17 protein-coding genes are annotated in these 22980 nt (G+C 70.1%); 10 read left to right on the top strand and 7 right to left on the bottom strand.

What is annotated here, in order from left to right; translation table 11 throughout:
- Window position 1 precedes the first annotated feature (1 nt).
- The 5 genes from ACOZ90_RS09335 (at window position 2) to secF (ending at window position 5481) form a co-directional block, all read left to right on the top strand.
- Window positions 2–1012 (top strand): ABC transporter ATP-binding protein, encoded by a 1011-nt coding sequence (locus ACOZ90_RS09335; protein WP_422893440.1) that lies wholly within the window; start codon window positions 2–4, stop codon window positions 1010–1012.
- 12 nt (window positions 1013–1024) lie between these two features.
- On the top strand, window positions 1025–2149 hold the full coding sequence (gene tgt / locus ACOZ90_RS09330; protein ID WP_422893384.1) for a tRNA guanosine(34) transglycosylase Tgt: 1125 nt from the start codon (window positions 1025–1027) through the stop codon (window positions 2147–2149).
- Window positions 2150–2231: 82 nt separating this feature from the next.
- Entirely contained in the window at window positions 2232–2570 is a 339-nt protein-coding gene (yajC, locus tag ACOZ90_RS09325; RefSeq protein WP_422893383.1) for a preprotein translocase subunit YajC, read from the top strand.
- A gap of 63 nt (window positions 2571–2633) precedes the next feature.
- Window positions 2634–4499, top strand: coding sequence for a protein translocase subunit SecD (secD, locus tag ACOZ90_RS09320; RefSeq protein ID WP_422893382.1), 1866 nt, complete (start codon window positions 2634–2636; stop codon window positions 4497–4499).
- A 16-nt stretch (window positions 4500–4515) separates the two neighbouring features.
- Window positions 4516–5481: a protein translocase subunit SecF gene (gene secF, locus ACOZ90_RS09315; protein WP_422893381.1), complete on the top strand. Its 966-nt coding sequence runs from the start codon at window positions 4516–4518 to the stop codon at window positions 5479–5481.
- Between the two features lie 255 nt (window positions 5482–5736).
- Here the strand turns inward: secF and ACOZ90_RS09310 are convergent, their stop codons facing one another.
- On the bottom strand, window positions 5737–6591 hold the full coding sequence (locus tag ACOZ90_RS09310) for an inositol monophosphatase family protein (protein WP_422893380.1): 855 nt from the start codon (window positions 6589–6591) through the stop codon (window positions 5737–5739).
- 87 nt (window positions 6592–6678) lie between these two features.
- Between ACOZ90_RS09310 and ACOZ90_RS09305 the strand changes: the two genes are divergently transcribed.
- The 3 genes from ACOZ90_RS09305 (at window position 6679) to ACOZ90_RS09295 (ending at window position 10579) form a co-directional block, all read left to right on the top strand.
- Window positions 6679–7464, top strand: a complete 786-nt coding sequence (locus ACOZ90_RS09305; RefSeq protein WP_422893379.1) for an RNA methyltransferase — start codon at window positions 6679–6681, stop codon at window positions 7462–7464.
- A gap of 77 nt (window positions 7465–7541) precedes the next feature.
- Window positions 7542–8465 (top strand): phosphate/phosphite/phosphonate ABC transporter substrate-binding protein, encoded by a 924-nt coding sequence (locus ACOZ90_RS09300; RefSeq protein WP_422893378.1) that lies wholly within the window; start codon window positions 7542–7544, stop codon window positions 8463–8465.
- 2 nt (window positions 8466–8467) lie between these two features.
- Window positions 8468–10579: a putative bifunctional diguanylate cyclase/phosphodiesterase gene (locus ACOZ90_RS09295; RefSeq protein ID WP_422893377.1), complete on the top strand. Its 2112-nt coding sequence runs from the start codon at window positions 8468–8470 to the stop codon at window positions 10577–10579.
- Window positions 10580–10589: 10 nt separating this feature from the next.
- Here ACOZ90_RS09295 and ACOZ90_RS09290 read toward each other — a convergent pair whose 3' ends face one another.
- On the bottom strand, window positions 10590–11231 hold the full coding sequence (locus tag ACOZ90_RS09290) for an exopolysaccharide biosynthesis protein (protein WP_422893376.1): 642 nt from the start codon (window positions 11229–11231) through the stop codon (window positions 10590–10592).
- Complete coding sequence (locus ACOZ90_RS09285; protein WP_422893375.1) at window positions 11221–12552, bottom strand: hemolysin family protein; 1332 nt, start codon at window positions 12550–12552, stop codon at window positions 11221–11223. The genes ACOZ90_RS09290 and ACOZ90_RS09285 overlap by 11 nt, the downstream gene beginning before the upstream one ends.
- A gap of 195 nt (window positions 12553–12747) precedes the next feature.
- Here ACOZ90_RS09285 and ACOZ90_RS09280 point away from each other — a divergent pair, with 195 nt between their 5' ends.
- Both ACOZ90_RS09280 and ACOZ90_RS09275 read left to right on the top strand, forming a co-directional pair.
- Window positions 12748–13134 carry an MGMT family protein gene (locus tag ACOZ90_RS09280; RefSeq protein WP_422893374.1) on the top strand — a complete coding sequence of 129 codons (387 nt, stop codon included), beginning with the start codon at window positions 12748–12750 and terminating at the stop codon, window positions 13132–13134.
- 70 nt (window positions 13135–13204) lie between these two features.
- Window positions 13205–13861, top strand: coding sequence for a rhomboid family intramembrane serine protease (locus ACOZ90_RS09275; RefSeq protein WP_422893373.1), 657 nt, complete (start codon window positions 13205–13207; stop codon window positions 13859–13861).
- Window positions 13862–13864: 3 nt separating this feature from the next.
- Here the strand turns inward: ACOZ90_RS09275 and ACOZ90_RS09270 are convergent, their stop codons facing one another.
- From ACOZ90_RS09270 to ACOZ90_RS09255, 4 genes are all read right to left on the bottom strand, one after another.
- Window positions 13865–15883, bottom strand: a complete 2019-nt coding sequence (locus ACOZ90_RS09270; RefSeq protein WP_422893372.1) for a M13-type metalloendopeptidase — start codon at window positions 15881–15883, stop codon at window positions 13865–13867.
- A gap of 100 nt (window positions 15884–15983) precedes the next feature.
- Window positions 15984–19577: an ABC transporter permease/M1 family aminopeptidase gene (locus ACOZ90_RS09265; protein WP_422893371.1), complete on the bottom strand. Its 3594-nt coding sequence runs from the start codon at window positions 19575–19577 to the stop codon at window positions 15984–15986.
- 3 nt (window positions 19578–19580) lie between these two features.
- A complete protein-coding gene (locus ACOZ90_RS09260) occupies window positions 19581–20471 on the bottom strand; it encodes an ABC transporter ATP-binding protein (protein WP_422893370.1) in 891 nt (296 codons plus the stop codon).
- A gap of 138 nt (window positions 20472–20609) precedes the next feature.
- Window positions 20610–22706, bottom strand: a complete 2097-nt coding sequence (locus ACOZ90_RS09255) for a M13 family metallopeptidase (protein ID WP_422893369.1) — start codon at window positions 22704–22706, stop codon at window positions 20610–20612.
- Between the last annotated feature and the right edge of the window lie 274 nt (window positions 22707–22980).

Below are 22980 nucleotides of genomic sequence, written 5' to 3'. Positions count from 1 at the left end.
CATGCAGGCGCTGCTGCGGCTGGACGGGATCGACGTGGGCTACCCGCTGCCCGGCGGCGGCATGAACGTGGTGGTCGACGGCCTTTCTCTGGCGCTGGAGCCGGGTGAAATCGGCTGCCTGCTGGGCGCGTCGGGTTGCGGCAAGACCACCGTGCTGCGCGCGATCGCCGGGTTCGAGCCGCTGCTGGCCGGGCGCATGGAGCTGCAGGGCGAGGTGATCGCCGACGGGCAGTCGGGCCAGCCGCCGGAGAAGCGGCGTGTGGGCATGATGTTCCAGGACTACGCGCTGTTCCCGCACCTGGACGTGGCCGCCAACGTCGGCTTCGGCCTGGAGCGGATGCCGCGCGCGCAGCGCGCCGAACGGGTGCGGGCGATGCTGCAGCTGGTGGGACTGGAGCGCTCGGCCGCCGCGTTCCCGCACGAGCTGTCCGGTGGCCAGCAGCAGCGGGTGGCGCTGGCGCGCGCGCTGGCGCCCGGGCCGGCGCTGCTGCTGCTCGACGAGCCGTTCTCCAACCTCGACATCGACACCCGCCAGCGCCTGGCCGGGGAGCTGCGCGACCTGCTCAAGGCCGCCGGAACCACCGTTTTGATGGTGACCCACGACCAGGCGGAGGCGTTCGCCATGGCGGATCGGATCGGGGTGATGGAGCGCGGCCGGATCCTGCAGTGGGACAGCGCCCAGGCCCTGTACCGGCGGCCGGCGGATCGCTTCGTGGCCGACTTCATCGGCCGCGGCAGCCTGGTGCCGGCGGCCGCGCTGGGCCTGGCCGGAGGCGGCGACGTGCTGCTGCGCCCCGAATCCCTGGCCTGTGATCCGGCCGGTGCGATCCGCGGGGAGCTGGTGGCGGTCGGCTTCCGCGGCCCGCACCACGTGGGCAGCGTGCGCCTGGCCGGCGGCCAGATGGTCGAGGTCGACCTGTGCGACGGGCACGCCGGCCAGGTCGGCTCGGACATCTTCCTGCGGCTGCTGGACGCGCCGCTGGCGTTTCCCGTCGGCACGGCTGCGGACTGAGGGGGCGCGCCGATGTCCAGAATGGAGTTCGAACTGCTGGCCACCGACGGGGCCGCGCGCCGCGGGCGCATGACGTTCCCGCGCGGGACGGTGGAAACGCCGGCCTTCATGCCGGTGGGCACCTACGGCACGGTCAAGGGCGTGCTGCCCGGCCAGATCCGCGCGCTGGGCGCGCAGATGATCCTGGGCAATACCTTCCACCTGTACCTGCGGCCCGGGCTGGAGGTGATCGGCGACCACGGCGGGCTGCACGGCTTCACCCGCTGGGACGGGCCGATCCTGACCGATTCGGGCGGCTTCCAGGTGTTCTCGCTGGCGCACAAGCGCAGGATCACCGAGCAGGGCGTGACCTTCCAGGCGCCCACCGACGGCAGCACCGTGTTCCTGGGACCCGAGGAGAGCATGCGCATCCAGAAGGTGCTCGATTCGGACGTGGTGATGATCTTCGACGAGTGCCCGCCGGTGCACGTGGACGGCAAGCCGGTGGATCCGCGGGTGATCGAGCGCTCGATGGAGCTGTCGCTGCGCTGGGCCGGGCGCTCGAAGCGGGCCCATGAAGGCAACGACGCGGCGCTGTTCGGCATCGTCCAGGGCGGGGTGCACCATGACCTGCGCACGCGGTCGGCGGACGGGCTGAAGGACATCGGCTTCGACGGCTACGCCATCGGCGGCCTGGCGGTGGGCGAGACCGAGGACGAGCGCAACGCCATGCTCGACCACACCTGCCCGCAGCTGCCCGGTGACCGCCCGCGTTACCTGATGGGGGTGGGGCGGCCGGAGGATCTGGTGGAGGCGGTGGCGCGCGGGGTGGACATGTTCGACTGCGTGATGCCCACCCGCAACGCCCGCAACGGCCATTACTTCACCTCCACCGGCACCGTGCGCATCCGCAACGCGCAGTACGAGCGCGACCTGCGGCCGATCGAGGAGGGCTGCGGCTGCCCGGCCTGCGCCGGCGGCCATACCCGCGCCTACCTGCGCCACCTGGTGCGCTGCAATGAGATGCTGGGCCCGATCCTGGGCACCCTGCACAACCTCTGGTACTACCAGCGGCTGATGGCGAACATGCGCGAGGCGATCGCCGCGGGAACCTTCGCCGCCTTCCGCCAGTCCTTCTACCTGCAACGCACCCCGTAGCCCGGGCCCCGGCCGGCCCGCGAGCGCCACCCGGGGCCGGCGTGGCATAATTCCCGGCTGTTTTCCATCCACGGACTCCCCGATGAACCCCATCGACCTGCTGATCGCCCCCGCCCACGCCGCCGCTGGCGCCCCCGCCGGAGGCAGCATGCTGTCGGCGCTGATGTTCCCGATCCTGCTGATTGCGATCATGTACTTCCTGCTGATCCGTCCGCAGATGAAGCGCAACAAGGAGCATCGGGCGATGCTGGAGAAGCTCTCGGTGGGCGACGAGGTGATCACCGGCGGCGGCATTGCCGGCGTGGTGCGCTCGATCGGCGACAGCTTCGTGACCGTCGAGATCTCCGACCGGGTCGAGATCCGCGTGCAGAAGGGCGCGATCGGCAACGTGCTGCCCAAGGGCACCCTCAAGTCCGCCTGACCGCAGGCGCTTACTCCACCATCAGACAGGCGCCGGCCCATGGCCGGCGCGCAGGGCTCGGCAATGCTGGAATTCCCACGCTGGAAATACGTCGTGATCGTACTGGTCGCCCTGCTGGGCACCCTGTACGCGCTGCCCAACCTGTATCCGCAGGATCCCTCGGTGCAGGTGACCGCCTCGCGCGGCAGCCAGATCACGCAGGCGCTGGGCGAGCGCGTCCAGGCGCAGCTGGACGAGGCCGGGATCGCGGTCAAGGCGATCGACGTGGATGCCGAAAACGGCAACATGATCGTGCGCCTGCCCGACCTGGACACCCAGACCCTGGCGTCCGACCTGCTGCGCGACAGCCTGGGCCAGGACTACACGGTGGCGCTGAACCTGGCTTCGACCGTGCCGGACTGGCTGAGCAGGTTCGGCGCCAAGTCGATGGTGCTGGGCCTGGATCTGCAGGGCGGCGTGCACTTCGTGATGCAGGTCGACCAGCAGGCGGCGCTGGAGCGGCGGCTTGACTCCTACGCCGAGGGCATCCGCGCCACCCTGCGCGACAACCGCGTTCGCTACAGCTCGGTCGAGCGCCGTGCCGACGGCACCATCCAGACCGTGCTCTCGGACGAGGCCGACGTCAGCAGGGCAATGCAGCTGATGGCCGCCGACCAGCCCACGCTCAACCGCTCGGTCAGCGGGAACCGCATCACCACCCGCGTGCCGGAGTCGGAGATCAACCAGATCGCGATGGATGCGATCGACCAGAACATCACCACCCTGCGCAACCGCGTGGACGAAGTCGGCGTTGCCGAGCCGGTGATCCAGCGCCAGGGCGACGACCGCGTGGTCGTGCAGCTGCCGGGCGTGCAGGACACCGCCGAGGCCAAGCGCATGATCGGCGCCACCGCCACGCTCGCCTACCACGCGGTGCTGGACGGGGACGCCTTCGAGGCCGCGCGCACCGGCGTGGTGCCGCCCGACGGGCGCATCTACTACAGCCGCGAGGTGGGTATCGACGGCAATCCGGTTCCGTACATCCTCAGCCGCCGGGTCATCGCCACCGGCGAGGAGATGGTGACCGCGCAGTCTTCCTACGACCAGAACGGCCTGCCGGCGGTGAGCGTGACCCTCAACGCGTCGGCCGGCAAGCGCATGTTCGACTTCACCAGCATGAACGTGGGCAAGCCGATGGCGGTGGTCTACATCGAACGCGTGCCGGTGGTGCGGATGGTCAACGGCGAGGAGGTGCGCTCCTTCCGCGACAGCGAGGAGATCATCAGCGTCGCCAACATCCAGGGCGTGTTCAGCCGCGAGTTCCAGACCACCGGCCTGGAGAAGCAGGAGGCCGACGACCTGGCGCGGATGCTGCGCTCGGGCTCTCTGGCCGCGCCGATGGACTTCATCGAGGAGCGCATCGTCGGCCCCAGCCTGGGCGCCGAGAACGTGTCGCGCGGCATCACCGCGGTGGGCTTCGCGTTCCTGTTCACCCTGGTCTTCTTCATGATCTATTACCGCATGTTCGGCCTGGTCACCAGCGTGGCGCTGCTGCTGAACCTGGTGCTGGTGGTGGCGGTGATGTCGATCTTCGGCGCCACCATGACCCTGCCGGGCTTCGCCGGCCTGGCGCTGTCGATCGGCCTGTCGGTGGACGCCAACGTGCTGATCAACGAACGCATACGCGAGGAGTTGCGCAACGGCATGCCGCCCAAGTCGGCGATCGCGGCGGGCTACGACAAGGCCTCGTCGTCGATCCTGGACGCCAACATCACCGGCATCCTGGCGGGCGTGGCGCTGTATGCCTTCGGCACCGGCCCGCTGCGCGGGTTCGCGATCACCCTGGTGGTCGGCATCATCGCCTCGATGTTCACAGCGCTGGTGGTGACCCGCGGGTTGGTGACGCTGATCTATGCGCGCCGCAAGAAACTCAAGACGCTGGCCATCTGACGGGAGAACCGAAGACATGAGCATTTTCCCGCTGACCCTGATTCCGGCCGAGCCGAAGATCGATTTCATGCGCATGCGCTGGATCACCCTGGGCGTGGCCCTGGTGGTGTTCATCGGCGCGATCGCGGCGATCGGGCTGAAGGGCTTCAACTTCGCGCTCGACTTCACCGGCGGCACCGCGGTGACGCTGCGCTTCGACCAGGCGCCGGACGTGGACGAGGTGCGCGCGCAGCTTGCCGATGCCGGCCACGGGAACGCCCAGGTGCAGACCTTCGGCAGCGGCGCCGACCTGCTGGTGCGCCTGCGCGCGGAGGAAGAGCAGCTGACGGTGGACCAGAACACCCAGCTGGTGGACGAGGTGGTCGCGGCGGTTACGGCGGACGGCAGCCGGGTGGAGGTGATCAGCAGCGAGTCGATCGGCTCCCAGGTCTCGGCCGAGCTGGCGACCAAGGCGGTCAACGCGGTGATCTTCGTGCTCGTGGGGTTCCTGATCTACATCGGTTTCCGGTTCGAGTGGAAGTTCGCGGTGGTGGCCAGCCTCACCACGTTCTTCGACGTGATCGCGGTGGCGGGGTTCTGGGCGCTGACCGGGCGGGAGTTCGACCTGACGGTGCTGGCCGGACTGCTGGCGGTGATGGGCTTTTCGATCAACGACAAGGTGGTGGTGTTCGACCGCGTGCGCGAGAACTTCCGCAGCATGCGGGCCGATCCGCTGACGGTGTTCAATGCGTCGATCAACCAGACGCTTTCGCGCACGATCATCACGTCCTTGGTGTTCCTGCTGTCGGTGTCGGCGCTGTATTTCTACGGCGGCGGTTCGCTGGAGGGGCTGGCGCTGACCCAGATGATCGGCGCGGTGATCGGGACGCTGTCCTCGATCCTGCTGGCCTGTCCGATGCTGACGGTGGGGTTCCTGAAGGTGACCAAGCAGGATCTGCTGCCCAAGGCCAAGGACGAGGCGGCGCTGGCTCGCCGGCCCTGATCGGGGGTTGTTGGTTGATTACGGAAAAGGCCGCGCACTGCGCGGCCTTTTTTGTCGGGTTCTTTTTCCGGGTTCGGGGGCTGCCCCTTTCCTTTGCCTCGCGGTGACCTGAGGGGCCCCGCCGCGGCCGGCAGGCCTTTGCGCTCCATGTCCCCCGGCCTGCGCTGCGCTGCGGCCTTCTCCTTTACTTACGCGCAAAGGCCTGCCGGCCACGGCGGGGCGTGGCTCCGGGGAGTGCCGGGCGGGGTGCCCGGATCAGTCCTGGGCGACGGAGGCCAGGCCGGTGAAGGCGTTGGCGTAGCCGGAGTCGGCCAGGGCCTTCTGCAGGGGAGGGGTGATGCGCACGTTGCCGGCCATCAGCTGGCGGCTGGCGGTGCCGCGGGCGTCCATGGGGCCGGTGGCGGCGCCCTTGAAGTCGGCGATGCGGCCGCCGGCCTCGCGCACCAGCAGCACGCCGGCGGCGATGTCCCAGGGCTTGAGGCCGGCTTCGAAGTAGGCGTCGACGCGGCCGCAGGCCACGTAGGCCAGATCCAGGGCGGCCGAGCCGGTGCGGCGCACGTCTTCGGCCTCGCGCAGCAGCTGGCGGATGCATTCGAGCTGGGCGCCGGCGCGGGCGCGCTCGCGCGGGGCGAAGCCGGTGGCGAGCATGGCGCCGCCGAGGTCGCGGCGTTCGCCAATGCGGATCCGGCGTTCGTTGAGCTGGGCGCCGCCGCCGCGGGTGGCGGTGAACAGTTCGTTGCGCAGGGGGTCGAAGATCACCCCGTGGATCGGCTCGCCGTCTTCCACCAGGGCGATGGAGACGCACCAGTGGGGGAAGCCGCGCAGGTAGTTGCTGGTGCCGTCTAGGGGGTCGATGACCCAGGTGTAGCGGCTGGCGCCGCGGTTGCCCTTCATCACGCCGCCTTCCTCGCCGAGGATGGCGTACTCGGGGTTGGCGCGGCGCAGTTCCTTGATCACCTCGGCCTCGGCCATGCCGTCGACTTCGCTGGCGTAGTCGTGGCGATCCTTCTCGACCACGTTGAGGGCGTCCAGGCGGTGCATGTGGCGCAGCAGGACGTTGCCGCCGGCGCGGGCCGCCTTGATCATGACGTTGACGGCAGGTTTCAGCATCGCGGGGGACTCCGGGCGCAAGGGGGATCGGCAGGGGAAAAGAGCGTGCCAGCGCTGCGGCTGGCCGCGACAGTTTAACATTCACCCATGTCCCAGGAACCCGAACAGACCTCTCCAACACCGGCGGCCCAGGCCGCAGCGGGCCGTATCCGCATCGTCCTGGTGGGCACCCAGCACCCGGGCAACATCGGCGCCGCCGCGCGGGCGATGCGCACCATGGGGCTGCAGCGGCTGGCCCTGGTGGCGCCGCGCCATTTCCCGCACGCCGAGGCGGCGGCGATGGCCGCCAGCGCAGGCCAGGTGCTCGAACAGGCCACCGTTCACGCGGATCTGGCCGAAGCGGTGGCCGACTGCCGGCTGGTGCTGGGCAGCACCGCCCGCGATCGCCGCATCGCGCTGCCGCAGCTGGCCCCGCGCGAGGCGGCCGGGCGGGTGGTGGAGGCCGCCGGCGGGAACGAGGTGGCGCTGGTGTTCGGCCGCGAGCGCACCGGGCTGGAGAACCACGAGCTGCAGCTGTGCCACTGCGCGGTGCACATCCCGTCGGATCCGGACTGCAGTTCGCTCAACCTGGCATCGGCGGTGCAGGTGCTGGCCTACGAGGTCAGGCTCGCCCTGCTGGAGGCCGGTGTGACCATGGCCACCGAACCCAGGCACGGCGATGACCCCGCCAGCCACGCCGAGGTGGAAGGGTTCTTCGCCCAGCTGCATGACACCCTGGACCAGATTGATTTCCACAAGGGACGCAACCCCGACGCCGCGATGCGCAAGCTGCGGCGGATCTTCCTGCGCACCGATCTGCGGGCGGGCGAGGTGCGCCTGCTGCGCGGCGTGCTGGCCGACGCCCAGCGCATGGCCCGGCTGGCGGGGCGTTGACGACGGTGCGGATGTCACTGTCCCGGCGGCGGCCTTTTGGGCTAGTCTCGCCTGCATCCACAGCGCGTGATCCCCGTTTGAGCACTGCCCGCGTCCGTCTTTCCCACCTGTTCGGCCTGCTGTGCGCCGGGTTGCTGGCGGCCTTTTCAGCTGTCGCCGAGGACGGCGTGCTGGTGCTGGGCCGGATCAGCGACGACCCGGCGCGGCATTACGCGCAGCTGCAGCCGCTGCTGGACTACGTGGTTCCGAAGATGGCGGACGTGGGGATCCGCGAGGGCCGGATCCTGATGGCCCGCGATGCGCAGCAGATGATGAGCTACCTGCGCCGCGGCCGCGTGCACTGGGTGACCGAGACGGCGGCGGCCTCGATGCTGCTGCAGGAGCGCACGGGCGCGCAGCCGCTGCTGTTGACCGAGCGCAGCGGGGTCAGCCATTACCGGACCGTGTTCTTCGTCCGCCGTGACAGCGGCATCGAGGCGCTGGAGGAGCTGCAGGGACGCACGGTGGCATTCCAGGTCCGCACCTCGACCAGCGCCTATTTCGTACCTGCCACCGAGCTGCTGGCGCGCGGGCTGGCGATGGAGATCCTGCTGTCGCCGCGGGACGAGCCGTCGGTGGACTCGGTCGGCTACCTGTTCGCCGGCTCGGAGGCCAACATCACCACCTGGGTTCACAAGGGCCTGGTGGACGCCGGGGCGATGAGCGACCTGGACTGGGAGAATCCGCGCGCCACCCCGCCGGCCTATCGCCGCGACCTGGTCCTGATCCACCAGACGCCCGCGTTCCCGCGCGCGGTGGAGCTCACCGGCCCCGACATGGCCCCGCGGGTGCGCGAGCGGCTGCGCGAGGTGCTGCTGGAGGCCGCGGCCGACCCGCAGGCCAGCGAAGCGCTGCTGCATTTCTTCCGCACCACCGGGTTCCTGCCGATCGACGAGGGCGCCGCCGGCCAGCTCGAATACCTGCGCAACGCGGTGCTCCGCGTCAGCGAGGAGGTCGAGTGAGGATGCGCTACGGACTGCAGGCCAGGGTGCTGACCGTGCTGCTGGTGGTGCTGCTGGTCACGCTGGGCGTCATCGGCCTGGTGCTCCAGCGCCAGCAGACGATGCGCGAGGAAATGCTGGACCAGGCCGGCGATGCGATGCACGGCCTGGTCTACAGCCGCCTGCGCAGCTACGGCGAGGCCCAGGTCGAGCGCCTGGCCGGCAATCTCGTCAACCCGCTGTACTACTTCGACCTTGAAGCCATCGGCCAGGTGATCGGCAACGTCCAGCGCCAGCCCGACGTGGATTACGTGGTGGTGTATTCGCCCACCGGCGAGGTGATCCACGACGGCTCGCGCGAGATCGCCACCTACGGCCACGTGATGGACGACGCGCTGGGCGCGGGGGCGATCGCCGCCGAGGTGCCGACGTCGCAGGCCGGCAGCGGCGTGTACGACGTGTCCGCGCCGATCCGGATCGGCGGCGAGCGCCTGGGCGGGGTGCGGATCGGCTATTCGCTTGAGTCCATCCGCCTGGACGAGGAGTCGGCCACCGCGGGCCTGCGCACGAGCCTGGAGGAGATCGCCCGCAACCACCTGGTCTGGATCGCCGCCCTGCTGTCGCTGCTGGTGGTGCTGGGCGCGGCGCTGGTGCTGGTCGCCGATCGCACCCTGGTGCGTCCGGTACGCCGCCTGGCCGCCGCTGCGCGCGAGATCGAGTCCGGCAATTTCGCGGCCCGGGTGCCGGCCAGCAGGCGCCTGGACGAGATCGGTGACCTGGAGCGCGGGTTTGCGCGCATGGCCGAAAGCATCGCCCGCCACGACCGCGACATCCGCAGGATGGCCTACACCGATGCGCTGACCGGCCTGCACAACCGGGTTGCGTTCCGCGAGATCCTGGACGAGCGCATGCTGCGCTCCAACGGCACCGGCGGCAGCATGGCGCTGCTGTTTGCCGACATCGACAACTTCAAGCGGGTCAACGATTCGCTCGGCCACGATGCCGGTGACGAGGTGCTGGTGCAGTTCGCCGAACGCATCCGCGAGGGCGTTGCCCGGCACTCGGAGGAGGCGGTGGTCGCGCGTTTCGGCGGCGATGAGTTCGTGATCCTGCTGCCGATCGCGGCGGACGGCAATGCGCGCGAAGCGGCCGGGCGGCTTGCCGGGATCCTGGTCCAGGATCTGCGCAGCCCGCTGATGGTTTCGGGCAACCAGGTGTTCCTGGGCCTGTCGATCGGGGTGACCCTGTTCCCCGACGATGCGGCCAGCGCGGGCCTGCTGATGAAGAACGGCGACATCGCCATGTACCAGGCCAAGGTGGCGGGGAAGAACTGCCACCGCTTCTACAGCCGGGCGATGGACCAGGCGGTGGAGCGGCGGGTGCGGATGGAGCAGGATCTGCGCGGGGCCTGGGATCGCGGCGAGCTGAGCGTGGTTTACCAGCCCCTGTTCCGCATGTCCGACAGCCGCCTGGTGGGCGCCGAGGCGCTGCTGCGCTGGCACCATCCCACCCACGGCATGGTGGCGCCCTCGGTGTTCATCGAGGTGGCCGAGCAGAGCGGGCTGATCGAGGCCCTGGGGCCGATGGTGCTGCTGGCGGCCTGCGAGGAAGCGGCGGGCTGGCAGGAGCGTTGCGGCCCGGACGGCATGTTCGTGTCGGTGAACGTATCGCCGCGGCAGCTGCGCGGCGGCGACCTGGCCCAGCAGGTGGAGGGTGTGCTGGACGAGACTTCGCTGGCGCCGGGGCTGCTGCACCTGGAGCTGACCGAGACCGCGGTGCTGGGCGACGAGCTGCGCACCAACCAGCACCTGGTGCGGCTGCGCTCGGCCGGGGTCAAGGTGTGGCTGGATGACTTCGGCACCGGGTTCTCGGGCCTGAGCCACCTGCGCCGGATCCCGATCGACGGGGTCAAGATCGACCGCAGCTTCATCGCCGACGTGCTGCGTGATCCGGACGACCTGGCCCTGACCAGCGCGATCATCGCCATGGCCCATTCGCTGGGGATGACGGTGGTGGCCGAAGGGGTGGAGAAGGAAGGGCAGTACGAGCTGCTGCGCGAGCGCGGCTGCGACCTGGCCCAGGGGTTCTGGCTGGGCCACCCGGTCAGCGGCGAGGAGCTGCGGCTGCTGATCTGACGCCGCGCTGCTACAGCAGGACGCCGATCCAGTGGGCCGCGGCCGCGGCCAGCGCGCCGCTGGCGACGCCGAACACGCCGATGGCCAGCAGCCCGGCGCCCCAGCACACCAGCATCAGCGCGCCGTCGCGCTCGAGCAGGGCCAGGGCGAAGGCCATCATCAGCGCGCCGAACAGGTAGTTGGTGAACGGGATGGGCAGCGCCAGCAGGATGCCCAGCAGCACCACCAGCAGGCCGGTGAACATCGCCGCCGGGCGATAGTCCAGCACCGCCGACAGGCGCGGCTTGATCCTGCGCTCGATCCGCGCCAGCAGCGGCGAGATCCGGCGTTCGAACCCGATCAGCGTGTGCCGGTAGGGCCCGCGCCGGGCCATGAACCGCGGCAGCCACGGCTGGCGCAGCCCCAGCAGCAGCTGCAGCCCCACCAGAACCGTCAGCGGCCCGCTGATCGCCCCGGCCAGGCCCGGCACCGGGATGAAGGCGGGGATCGAGGCGATGACCAGCAGCATGCCGAACACCCGCTTGCCCAGCCCGGCCAGCAGGTCTTCCAGCCGCAGTGCCTCGTCCGGATCGCCGACCGTGTACGCCGCCAGCAGGGCCCTGGTGCCGGCTTCGCCGCGGGCCGCCCCGTCGGCACCGGGGTCATTCGTCATAGGGGGCGGGTTCGGGCAGCTTCTGCAGCAGCAGCTTGTCGATGCGTGGGCCGTCCAGGTCCACCACCTCGATCCGCCAGCCTTCCCACTCGAACCACTCGCCGGTATTGGGAATGCGGCCGAAGTGGGCGATCACCATGCCCGCGGCGGTGTGGAAGTCGTGCTCGTCCTCGTCCGGCAGCCGGGCGCCGCCCAGCAGCTCGCGCACGGTGTCGGTGGTGACGGTGCCGTCGACCAGCAGGGTGCCGTCGTCGCGGGTGACCACCAGCGGCGTGGCATCGCTGCCTTCGCCGCTGCGGGTGCGGCCGATGACCGCCTCCAGCAGGTCGTTGACCGTGATCAGGCCGGTGATGTCGCCGTACTCGTCCACCACCAGCGCCAGCGACTGCTTCTCTTCGCGGAAGATCTCCAGCAGCTTCAGCGCCGGCGTGGATTCGGAAACGAACAGCGCCTCGCGCAGCTGGGCGAACAGGTCGAAGCTGTCGCGGTCGATGCGGTGCAGCAGTGACTTCACTTCCAGGATCCCGATGACGTCGGCATCCGAATCCCGATACACGGGGTAGCGTGAAAACGGCGTCTCGCGCATCGCCGCCAGGTTGGTCTGGAAGTCCTCGTCGGCGTCCAGCCAGGCGATCCGGGTGCGCGGGGTCATCAGGCTTTCGGCGCTGCGGTCGCCCAGCTGCAGCACCCGGTTCATCATGTTGCGCTCGTCGGCGTCGATCACGCCCTGCTCGTGGCTTTCGCTCACCAGCAGGCGGATCTCCTCCTCGCTGACCTGGGCGGCCTCGGTGTCCGAGAGCCGCAGCAGGCGCAGCATCGCGTGCACGCTGGAGCTGAGCAGCCACACCGCCGGCTTGGCCACGCGCGAGATGCCGTGCATGGGCAGGGCGATCACCGAGGCCAGCCGCTCCGGCGCCAGCAGCGCCAGGCGCTTGGGCAGCAGCTCGCCGAACACGATGGTCAGGTAGGTGATCAGGCTCACCGCCAGCACCAGGCCGATGGTGGCGGCCCAGCTGGACTGCACCAGCGGCATCGTGGCCCCCAGCGCCGGGACGGCGCCCAGCAGCACGTCTCCGATCGACTGGCCGATGGCCTGGCCACCGAACATGCCGGTGAGGATGCCGATCAGGGTGATCCCCACCTGCACCGTGGACAGGAAGCGTTCGGGCTGGTTGGCCAGCTCCAGCGCGGTACGGGCGCCGCGGCTGTCGTCGGCCTGCTGCTTCAGGCGCGACTTGCGCGAGGTGACCACCGACATTTCCGACAGCGCGAAGAACGCGTTGCAGGCGATCAGCACCAGGACGATCAGGAATTCCACCATCAGCCGGATCCCCGGGTCGGGTCGGGGCGGATGGAGCGGCTGGAACCGGTGGTGCGGAGCCCGGCGGGGGGCGGCGGTCTAGGGTCGTCGTCCATGGAGTCGATGGGGCGCGGCAGCGCGGAAGCGGATGATAGCAGCCGCCGGGGCCGCGTGGCCGCCGGCCCGGGAAGCCGCCGGGGCGGCTATCCTGCGGCGATGGAATCCAGCGCGGCACGCGAGCGGATCCTGGCCGCGGTGCGGGCGATACCGCCTGGCCAGGTGGCCGGCTACGGCGAGGTGGCGCGCCGCGCCGGGCTGCCGGGGCGGGCGCGCTTGGTGGCCCGGATCCTGTCCGCCAACGAGGATCCCGCGCTGCCCTGGCACCGCGTCCTGCGCAGCGACGGCCGGATCGCGCTGGAGCCGGGCAGCGATGGCTGGCGCGAGCAGGCGCAGCGGCTGCGCGCGGAGGGCGTTGAAGTGGTGGAAGGCCGGGTGCGGCCTGCTCCGCGCGCGCCCGGCGACGGCCTGGACGCGCTGCTGTGGGGGCCGGGCGAAGGCCCCGCGGGGCCTGCGGGCGGAGGAACGCCACGCCGCAAGCCTTGAACCGCCGGCCACCGGCGCCCGACAGGCCGGGCTGGGGCCGGTATCATGCAGCGTCACTCCAGGAGCCCGGATGTTCTCCAACCTGCCTTCCATCACCAGGACGCTGTTGATCATCAACGTCGTCGCGTTCCTGCTCCAGCTGCTGGCCGGGAACCAGCTCGTCTATCCGTTCATGCTGTGGCCGCTGGGCGGCGCGGAGGCGGGCGGGATGTCGTTCCTGCCCTGGCAGCTGGTGACCTACGGGTTCCTGCACGCCGACCTGTTCCACCTGCTGTTCAACATGCTGGTGCTGTACATGTTCGGCGCGCCGCTGGAGCACACCTGGGGCCAGCGCCGGTTCCTGACCTACTTCATGGTGTGCGTGGTCGGCGCCGGGCTGTGCCAGCTGGTGGTGGTGTCCTGGTCGCTGGCCCAGGGCGGGATGCCGTATCCGACGCTGGGCGCCTCGGGCGGGGTGTTCGGGGTGCTGCTGGCGTTCGGCATGCTGTTCCCCAACCACCGGGTGATGCTGCTGATCCCGCCGATCCCGATGAAGGCGCGCACCCTGGTGATTGCGCTGGGCGTGATCGAACTGTTCTTCGGCATCACCGGCACGCGCTCGGGCGTGGCCCACTTCGCCCACCTGGGCGGGATGCTGTTCGGCTGGCTGCTGATCCAGCAGTGGCGCGGCCGCCCGCCGTTCAGCAGGCGGCCGCCGCGCGGCGGCGACAACGTCCGCCGCCTGTAGGCCTCAGCGCCAGATCCTGACCTGCTCCGCCTCGGGGCGCTGCATCGGCGCGTCCGCGTCGCAGCCGAACGCCTCGCCGAAGGCCGGCAGGTTGGCCAGCGGGCCGTTGGCGCGCCACTTGCCGGGCGTGCGGGCCTGGTTGGCCGCGGCCACGGTGACCGCGTCGGGCGACATCTGCTGGCGCCACAGCCCGGCCCAGGCCTGGAAGAACGCCTGCGAGGACTCCTGGCTGCGCTGCGGGCTGGCCTGCTCCAGCGCCTGCCACGCCAGCTCCACGCCGGCCAGGTCGGCGGCATTGGCGTCGCGGTGGCGGGTGCCGTCGACCATGGCTTCGCTCGAGCCGGGAAACGCATAGGCGTGGTACTGGGTGGCCAGGCCGTGGGCGCGGTCGTTCCAGGCGATGTCGTCGGCCTCGGCCCACCAGTTGCGCACGTTGCGGTCGGCATCCACGTTGCGGCCGAGGATGTCGATGCTGCGGCCCAGTTCATGGCCGACCAGGGCGCCGAGGCTGCCGTAGTGGGCGGCGGGATCGGCGGCCATGTCCAGCACCGGCGGCTGCAGCACCGCGGCGGTCACCACCAGGTGGTTGCGGCCCAGGTCGTAGGCCAGCGCCGGCTGCTGCGGCTGCACGTCCCAGCGGCGGGCGGCGTTCTCCTGTCCGATCCGGCGCATCTCCTGGGCGTGGCGCCAGGTGGAGGCGATCAGCATGTTGGCGCCGAAGCTCTCGCGGCCCATCGGCTGGATGCTGAAGTCCACGTTCCAGGCCGGTGAGCCGACCTCGATCCGCAGCGCCTGCAGCTTGCGTCCGGCCTCCACCTTCGTGGCCGGGGCCATCCATTCGTTGCGCTCCAGCGCCCGCACCAGCGCGTCGCGCACCTGGCCGGCGATGGTTTCGGCGCGATCGCGGGTGGCGGCGGACAGGTGCGCGGCCACGTACTCGCTGGCCAGCATCGGCCCGGCGGCCTTGTTGATCGCGGCCAGCACCTGGTCGGGGCGTGCCGCCGGGGCGGTTTCCCCGCGCAGCACCCGGCCGTGGAATTCGAACTCGACGTCTCGGAATGGTTTGGATAGATACGGCGCCATGGCGTTGGCGATATGGAAGCGCAGGTAGGACTTCCACTGCTCCGGCGGCGTGTTGGCCACCAGGTGGTCGAGCAGGGCGAACAGCTCGGGATTGGCCAGCGAGACGTGCTCGGCCTCCACCTCCTGGGCCTGCAGGAACTGGTCCAGGCGCAGGTTGCGGTACTGCCGGCGCAGGCCGGCGGTGGGAACCAGGGCGTAGTTGTTGCGCGGGTCGCGCATGTGCTCCAGATCCTGCCAGTAGGCGGCGATGTGGCGCTCCATGTCGATCACGGCCTGGGCCTGAGCGTCCAGCTCGCCCTCGGCGACGCCGGTCAGGGCCAGGATCGCCCGCACGTAGTCGCGGTAGCGTTGCAGCAGCGCACCGGTGTCCGCGTCCTGGCGGCTGTAGAAGTCGGGGCCGGGCAGGCCGAGCCCGCCCTGGGTGAAGTAGCCGATGTGCCGATCCAGGTCGGCCAGGTCGAGGTCGGCGTTGAACTCGAAGGCCACCGGGATGCCGACCTGGTGCAGGGCGGCAATGGCCGGCGCGATGTCGCGGGCGCGGCGGATGCCGTCGATGCGCGCCAGCAGCGGCGCGATCGGCAGGGCGCCGTCGGCCTCCACCGCTGCCTCGTCCAGGCCGCTGGCCCAGAAGTTGCCCAGCAGCCGCTGGATCTCGTTGCGCGGCGCGTTCATGGCCCCGTCCAGCAGCTGGCGCTGCTGGCGTCCGGCCAGGTCGCGCAGCTCCTGCAGGGACGAAGCGGTGGCGATGCCCGGGCCGGGCAGGGCGTTGGCCTGCATCCAGTCCTGGTTGGCGAAGGCGTGGAAATCGGTGCAGGCGGTGGGTGCCGCAGGCGCGGCGCCGCGGCGCTGGGCGCCGGCATCGGCGGCCAGGCTGGCCAGCAGTACCGCGGCGGCGGCGAGGGCGAGGGGGCGGGCGGACGGGAAAGTGGTGCTCGGCATCACAGCTCCATTGCGGTTGGCGCCGGGGGATCGGAGCGCAGAAGTCTAGCAAGCGGCCCGCCGACCCGGTGACCGCCGGGCCGGCGCCGCGCGGCGGCGTTTACTGCAGCGTCACCCGCCTGCGGTTGTCGTCCGAGGCGCGGTCGATCAGCTTGTTGTACGGGTCGATGCCGGCCTCGTAGGGCGCCTCGTCGACCACGATTTCCAGCGTGGTTTCCTGATCCGTGATGCGGTGCTTTTGCAGGTACAGCACCCGCTCCTCCGATTCCGGGGCGCCCGGCGCGCGCGCGAACACGCCGATGTCGACCTCGTAGTCCACCGGCTCCGGAGTCTCCTTGCCGCGGCCGTCGGTGACCAGCTTCTCCGCGTGCACGGTGAGCGTGACGGCGTACCTGCCGTCTTCGCGCTGCACGGCTTCGGATGACACCACGCGCTGGTTCCAGAACACGATGCGTTCGAACAGGTCGCCGATCAGGGCGTGGTGCTCCGGACCGGTACCCGCGTAGAGCAGGTCGAGGAAGTCGCGGGTGGTCGGGTAGGGCGGGCCCTGGAACGCCCACTGCTCCAGGAACCGGGCCAGCACCGCGTTCAGCGCCTCCTCGCCGATGGCGTCGCGCAGCGCGTAGAACACCAGCGAGCCCTTGTTGTAGTGGATGTACTGCTGGTTCTCGTTGAGCGCCAGCGGCAGCTCCTCGACCCGCTCGGTGGAGCGCATCATCAGGTACTGATCCAGCTCGTACTTGAGGAACCGGCGCATCTGCCGCGCGCCGTATTCCTGCTCCATCACCATCAGCGCCGAATATTGCGCCAGCGACTCGGACAGCATGGTCGCGCCCTGCACGTTGGCGCCCACCACCTGGTGCGCCCACCACTGGTGCGCGGCCTCGTGGGCGGTGACGTAGAACACGTAGTCGATGTCCTCTTCGTCGCGCAGGTCGGCGATGAAGCCGATTGACTCCGAGTACGGGATGGTGCCGGCGAAGGCCTGGGCGAAGCTGCTGTAGCCGGGGAACTCCAGGATCCGGAACTGGCGGAACTGGTAGGGCGAGAACTCGCGGCTGAAGTACTCCAGCGACTTCTTCGTGGCCTCGATCATCCGCGCCACGTTCCAGTGGTGGGCGGGGTGGTGGTAGACCTCGATTGCCACGTCGTTCCAGCGGTCGCGCTCGACCAGCCAGCCAGCCGAGAGCCAGGAGAAGAACGGCAGCAGTTCGGATTCGGACCTGTAGTGGAAGTACCTGCGCCCGTCCTCGACCCACTCGCGCTGCAGGTAGCCGGGCGCGAGTGCGATCTGCTCTTCGGAAGTCGAGACGATGGTTTCGAAATCGACCCAGTCGCCGCTGTCGGTGATGTAGTTGGCGCCGGGCCCGGCCGGGTCGTCGATCGGGTTCATCCGTGGCAGTTCCGGCAGGCCGTGCTTGCGTCGCTCGTTGCGATCCTGCAGCTGCCGGTTCTCGTCGTAGCCGAACTGGGGCAGGGCGGCGTAGTTGTTGAAGAACGTGCCGTTGGCCACCACCGAGGTGCCGCCGCCGTTGAGCGGGAAGCCGTCGGGCTCGCTGGACAGCTCGAATTCGAAGTCCATCGCCGCGCCGGGCGCCAGCGGCCGCCCGAGCCGGTAGATGGTGTAGCCGTGGACCTCGTCGGCCTCGACCACCGTGTGCGGGCCGAACTCCAGCCGCCCGACCTCGACCTCCGGGTCCAGGCTCACGTGCAGCTCGGAGATCGACTGGCCGGTGCGGTTCTCCAGCCGGTAGCTGCCGCGGATGGCGACGGTGCGCCGGTCCGGGAAGATATCCACGTCGGCGCGGATCGCAGCGATGCGCGGCTTGGGCATGTCCTTGTACTGGCGGTACGCCTTCTCGTAGGCCGCCTGGCGCTCGCGCGCCTCGTCGCCCGGCACGTACTCGTTGAGCACGTTGGTGTTGTAGAAGATCCAGCCGCCCGTGCCGATGGCGGCCAGCACCGCCACCGCGATCGTCGCCAGCGCCGGGCCGCGGAGCCGCGAGCGCGCCTGCCGCAGCCGGTCGCGCCAGCCCAGCGAGGTGCCGCGCGGCCAGAACAGCGCCGCCACCGCCAGCAGTGCGACCGCGACCGCCGTCCAGTAGCCGCGGAACCACAGGTGCGGGCCGACGAAGTGGCCGTAGCCGTTCATGTCCGAATACGGGATCCGGCTGGCGGCCGGGTAGCGGTACAGCAAGTGGTCGAAATCCAGCATGCCCATGGCGAAGCTGGCCACCAGGTACACGATCATCAGCAGGTAGCCGAGGAATCGGTTGCCGCTGAGCACCTGCAGGAACAGCGCCAGCGCCGCCATCAGCAGGAACGTCATCGACGCCAGCCCCAGCCCCTTCAGGTACAGGGGTAGTTCGATGTCGGTGAACCCCAGCGCAAGCTGGTAGCCGATGGTGAACACCGCGCCCGCCGCCAGGAACACCGCCACGATCCCGGCCAGCGCCGTCAGCCGCGATGCCAGCGGGATCCAGTCCGGGGTGGCGTAGGCGTCGGTGGCCTCGGCCACCCGCAGCCCGCGCTCGCGCCAGACCAGTTCGCCGGCGTAGAAGATGATCACGATCACCAGGAACAGGCTGAGGCCGCCCTGGATCGCCGAGAGCATCGTCCGGGTGACCGGGTAGCGGTCGGTGCCGAACGTCATCCCGCTGAACTGCAGGGTGGTGAATATCAGCAGCAGGCCCAGCAGCAGCATGATGATGAACGGCGCGCCGCCCATCGACTGGCGCAGGTGGAACCAGCTCTGGCTGCGGTACTGGGCCCAGCGGGTGGCGGCGTCGCCGCGCAGCGCGACCGTCGGCAGGTGCACGTACGACGCGGCGGCCGGTGCCTGCGCGGGCGTGCCGGCGTCGCCCGTCCGGGCGCGGCGGCGACGCAGCCGCAGCCCCTCGCGGTCGGCGCGGAACAGGGTGAACGAGGCGGCCAGCATCGCCACCGTGATTGCCAGCCACAGCGCGCGGTTGGCCAGCAGCGGCCCGGTCAGCTCCGGCAGCAGGGTGTTGTACTGCTCGCTCGACCAGTAGCGGATGTGCTCGACGATCGCCGCGTTGCCGGACGGATCGACCAGCGCGGCGATCCAGCGCGTGTCCAGATCCTGCGCCAGCAGGTCCGACATCGACCACAGCACGAAGAACGCGATCACCCCGATGTAGGTGTAGAGCATCGAGCGGGTCAGCGTGGCCAGCAGGAACAGCAGCGCCGACAGGAACAGCAGGTTGGGGATCACCAGCACCGCGAACGCCCAGGCGTAGGCGCTCCACGGCGTCGGCCCCAGCCGCGCCTGGTCCAGCCACGGCATCTGGCTGCCCAGCCACAGGCCGAAGGCGATCGCGAGCATGATCCCCAGGCTGGCCAGGAAGCCGCCGCCGAAGCGCCCAAGCAGGTAGTCGCGCTTCTTCATCGGGGTGGCGAAGAACAGCTCCGCCGAGCGCATCTCGAAATCGCGCAGGGCGATGCCGGCGACGAAGATCGTGGTCAGCAGCACGCTGATCACGCTGAAGGCGCCCAGCAGGGTGATGATCACCGCCGGGGAGTTGCGCAGAATGTTGCCCACGCCGCCGCCGAAGCTGACGTCGTCCGAGGCCATGGCGCCGAAGCCGATCGCGGCGAAGGCCAGGGCCACGACCCAGAACAGGCCGCTGCGCAGCAGCAGGCGCCGCTCGAAGGCAAGCAGATGGCGGAGCATGGCTCAGGCCTCCCGGGCGACGGGGGCCGCGGCGCGCCGCAGCTCGCCGAAGTAGACGTCCTCCAGATCCGGCGGCACCGCGCTGAAGCCCTCGCCCGGCGCGCTGTCACTGAGCACGTGGATCACCGGCGTGCCGGCCACCAGGCGGGTGGACAGCACCGTGTGCGCGGCCATGTGTTCGTCCAGCGCATCCTTGTCCACGGACTTCTTCCACACCCGCCCGTCCAGCGAGCGGATCGCCTCGCGCGGCTCGCCGGCCAGGCGCACCTGGCCCTGGGCGATGATCGCCATGCGCGGGCACAGGTCGGTCACGTCCTCGACGATGTGGGTGGACAGGATCACCACCGTGTCCTGGCCGATCTCGGCCAGCAGGTTGAGGAAGCGGTTGCGCTCCTCTGGATCCAGGCCCGCGGTGGGCTCGTCGACGATGATCAGAGACGGCTTGCCGATCAGCGCCTGGGCAATGCCGAAGCGCTGGCGCATGCCGCCCGAGAAGGTGCCCAGCTTGCGCTTGCGCACGTCCCACAGGTTGACCTGGCGCAGCAGCGCCTCCACCAGCTCCCTGCGCTCGCCGCGCCGCGACACGCCCTTGAGGATGGCGAAGTGGTCGAGCATGGCCCCGGCGCCCACCTTCGGATAGACGCCGAACTCCTGCGGCAGGTAGCCCAGCCGGCGCCGGGCCTGGGTGGGCTCGGCCAGCACGTCCAGCTCGCCCAGGTGGATGCTGCCGGCGTCGGGCGCCTGCAGGGTGGCGATGGTGCGCATCAGGGTGGACTTGCCGGCGCCGTTGGGGCCCAGCAGCCCGAACATCCCGCTGGGGATGTCCAGGCTCACGCCGCGCAGCGCGTGCACGCCGTTGTCATAGGTCTTGGACAGCTCGCGGATCTTCAGCATCTGTGCGGCTCCTTCGCATTCCCCATCGGTGCAGCCTATCGTGGCAGGGCCGCCCGTGCCGCAAAACGTGCCGGATGTCACTGTGCCCCGGGGCAGGGTACGCGGGCCGCGGCGTCCGTGCCGGGCCCGCGGTCGCGCCTACCAGATGTCGATGCGATCCCCGCCCTCGCGCACCATGGCGTCGCCGGGCTTGCAGTCGAAGGCCGCGGCGAACGTCGGCAGGTTCGACGGCGCGCCGGCAGCGCGGAAGCCGGCGGGGGCGTGCGAATCGGTGGCCAGCCGCACCTTCAGCTCCTCGTCGGTGAAGTTGCGGCGCCACACGGTGGCCCAGTTCAGATAGAACCGCTGATCCTGGCTCAGGCCGTCGATCATCGGGTCCTCCTGGCCCTCGCGCGCGCGCTGCAGGGCGTCGTAGGACACCGCCAGGCCGCCCAGGTCGGCGATGTTCTCGCCCAGGGTCAGCTTGCCGTCCACGAACTGGCCGGGCGCGGCCTCGTAGGCGTTGAACTGTTCGATCAGCTGGCCGGTGAGCTCGCTGAAACCGGCCGCATCGGCCTCCGTCCACCAGTTCTCGAAGTTGCCCTGGGGATCGAAGCGGCTGCCCTGGTCGTCGTAGCCGTGGATCATCTCGTGGCCGATCACCGCGCCGATGCCGCCGTAGTTGAGCGCGTCGTCGGCCTCCGGGTCGAAGAACGGCGGCTGCAGGATCGCCGCCGGGAACACGATCTCGTTGCGCTGCGGGTTGTAGTAGGCGTTGACCGTCTGCGGCGGCATGAACCACTCGCCCGGATCGACCGGCTGGCCGATCTTGTCCAGGTTCCAGCGGTAGTTGAACGCGTTCGCCGCCAGCACGTTGCCGATGTAGCTCTCGCGCGAGGTCTCGAGGCCGCTCCAGTCGCGCCACTCGTCGGGGTAGCCGATCTTGGGGTCGAACGTGGCCCACTTCTCCATGGCCCTGGCCTTGGTCTCCTCGCTCATCCAGGCCAGGTTCTCGATCCGGATCTTGAGCGCGTCGGACAGGTTGCCCACCAGCTCATCCATGCGCGCCTTGGATTCGGCCGGGAACGCGACCTCGACGTACATCTGCCCCAGGGTCTCGCCGACCTGGCGGTTGATCGTGCCCAGGGCACGCTTCCACTCCGGCTCCATTTCCTGCTGGCCGCGCAGGGTGCGGCTGTAGAAGTCGTAGTTGGCCTGGACGAAATCCGAGGACAGGTAGGGCGAGGCGGCGTCCACGCGGTGGAAGCGCAGGTAGGCCTTCCAGGTGTCCACCGGCACTTCGGCCAGCATCGCGTCGACCTCGCGGTGGAAGTCCGGCATCGCCAGCGAGAACATCTCCGGCGCGGCTACGCCCTGGGACTGGAAGAACGCGCTCCACGGGAAGCCGGGAGTCAGCGCATCCGCATCGGCAAGGCTGACAGGGTTGTAGAACAGCTCCGCGTCGCGGGCCAGCTCCACGCGCGACTTCGACCTGTCGGCCAGCCGGGTCTCGAAGGCGACCACGTCCTTCGCCTGCGCCGCGGCGTCTTCGGCGCCCACGCCCGACAGCTCCAGCACCCGCGCCACGTGCTGCTCGTAGGCGGCCAGCTTGTCGGCATGGGCCTCGTCGAAGTAGTAGGTCTTGTCGGGCAGGCCCAGCCCGCCCTGCGAAGCGTAGGCGATGTTGACGCTGGAGTCCTTGAAGTCGGGCGAGGCGCCGAAGGAGAACAGCACGTTGTGGCCGTCCGCGGCGCTGCTGCGCAGGTAGTCGGCGACGGCCTGGGGCGTGTCGAGCGCGTCGATGGCGTCGATCACGTCCTGCACCGGGGCGATGCCCTGCGCGTCGATCCCGGCCCGGTCGGTGCCGGTGGCCCAGAAGTCGCCGACGATCTTCTCCACGCCGCTGGCGGCTTCGCCCGCGGCGGCCTGTTCGGCCAGCTGGCGCTGCACCGCCAGGGTGCGCTCGGCCAGCATCTCGAACGAACCCCAGGAGGTGCGGTCGCCGGGGATGTCATTGGCCGCCAGCCACTGGCCGTTGGCGTAGGCGTTGAAGTCCTGGCAGGCGTTCACGGTGGTGTCCAGGTCGCTGGCCTGGAAGCGGTTGACCGGAGGCAGGCTGCTTTCGTCCAGGCTCAGGCGGGGCGCGGAGTCCGCATCGGCCGCCTGGTCTGCGGTGGGTGCCCCGCCGCCGCATGCGGCCAGTGCAAGTGCGACGGACAGGCTGAGCAGCAGGATTTTCGGTTGCTTGGCGTTCATGGCGATCCTCGGCCCGGCGGGCCATCAGGGGAAGGAAATTACGCCCCGGCAGGGGCAGCGCGGCTACTTTACGCTCAAGGGCCGACGCGGGTGGATGCAGAAAGTCACGGCGGCCGGCAGGCGACAGCGGGCCGCGTTTGCCGTAAGATCGCCGCATCTGCAACACGGCTGCCCCTGCTTTCGAGCAGTGACGATCCTGGTATGCCGGCCGCGGCCCACGCCCCGGCTTCTTATCCCGCACGTCCTTTTCGTCGCGCAGACACGGCCCGGAACC

The organism is Luteimonas dalianensis (genome assembly GCF_049339425.1).
Lineage (GTDB): Bacteria > Pseudomonadota > Gammaproteobacteria > Xanthomonadales > Xanthomonadaceae > Luteimonas > Luteimonas dalianensis.
This window is presented reverse-complemented; position numbering and strand designations above follow the sequence as displayed.

Coding starts and splice junctions, on each gene's coding strand:
- ACOZ90_RS09275 (WP_422893373.1), top strand. CDS start 13,205: ATGTTCTCCAACCTGCCTTCCATCACCAGGACGCTGTTGATCATCAAC.
- ACOZ90_RS09255 (WP_422893369.1), bottom strand. CDS start 22,706: ATGAACGCCAAGCAACCGAAAATCCTGCTGCTCAGCCTGTCCGTCGCA.
- ACOZ90_RS09305 (WP_422893379.1), top strand. CDS start 6,679: ATGTCCCAGGAACCCGAACAGACCTCTCCAACACCGGCGGCCCAGGCC.
- secF (WP_422893381.1), top strand. CDS start 4,516: ATGAGCATTTTCCCGCTGACCCTGATTCCGGCCGAGCCGAAGATCGAT.
- ACOZ90_RS09270 (WP_422893372.1), bottom strand. CDS start 15,883: ATGCCGAGCACCACTTTCCCGTCCGCCCGCCCCCTCGCCCTCGCCGCC.
- ACOZ90_RS09295 (WP_422893377.1), top strand. CDS start 8,468: ATGCGCTACGGACTGCAGGCCAGGGTGCTGACCGTGCTGCTGGTGGTG.
- ACOZ90_RS09265 (WP_422893371.1), bottom strand. CDS start 19,577: ATGCTCCGCCATCTGCTTGCCTTCGAGCGGCGCCTGCTGCTGCGCAGC.
- ACOZ90_RS09280 (WP_422893374.1), top strand. CDS start 12,748: ATGGAATCCAGCGCGGCACGCGAGCGGATCCTGGCCGCGGTGCGGGCG.
- ACOZ90_RS09285 (WP_422893375.1), bottom strand. CDS start 12,552: ATGGTGGAATTCCTGATCGTCCTGGTGCTGATCGCCTGCAACGCGTTC.
- ACOZ90_RS09310 (WP_422893380.1), bottom strand. CDS start 6,591: ATGCTGAAACCTGCCGTCAACGTCATGATCAAGGCGGCCCGCGCCGGC.
- ACOZ90_RS09290 (WP_422893376.1), bottom strand. CDS start 11,231: ATGACGAATGACCCCGGTGCCGACGGGGCGGCCCGCGGCGAAGCCGGC.
- secD (WP_422893382.1), top strand. CDS start 2,634: ATGCTGGAATTCCCACGCTGGAAATACGTCGTGATCGTACTGGTCGCC.
- yajC (WP_422893383.1), top strand. CDS start 2,232: ATGAACCCCATCGACCTGCTGATCGCCCCCGCCCACGCCGCCGCTGGC.
- tgt (WP_422893384.1), top strand. CDS start 1,025: ATGTCCAGAATGGAGTTCGAACTGCTGGCCACCGACGGGGCCGCGCGC.
- ACOZ90_RS09260 (WP_422893370.1), bottom strand. CDS start 20,471: ATGCTGAAGATCCGCGAGCTGTCCAAGACCTATGACAACGGCGTGCAC.
- ACOZ90_RS09335 (WP_422893440.1), top strand. CDS start 2: ATGCAGGCGCTGCTGCGGCTGGACGGGATCGACGTGGGCTACCCGCTG.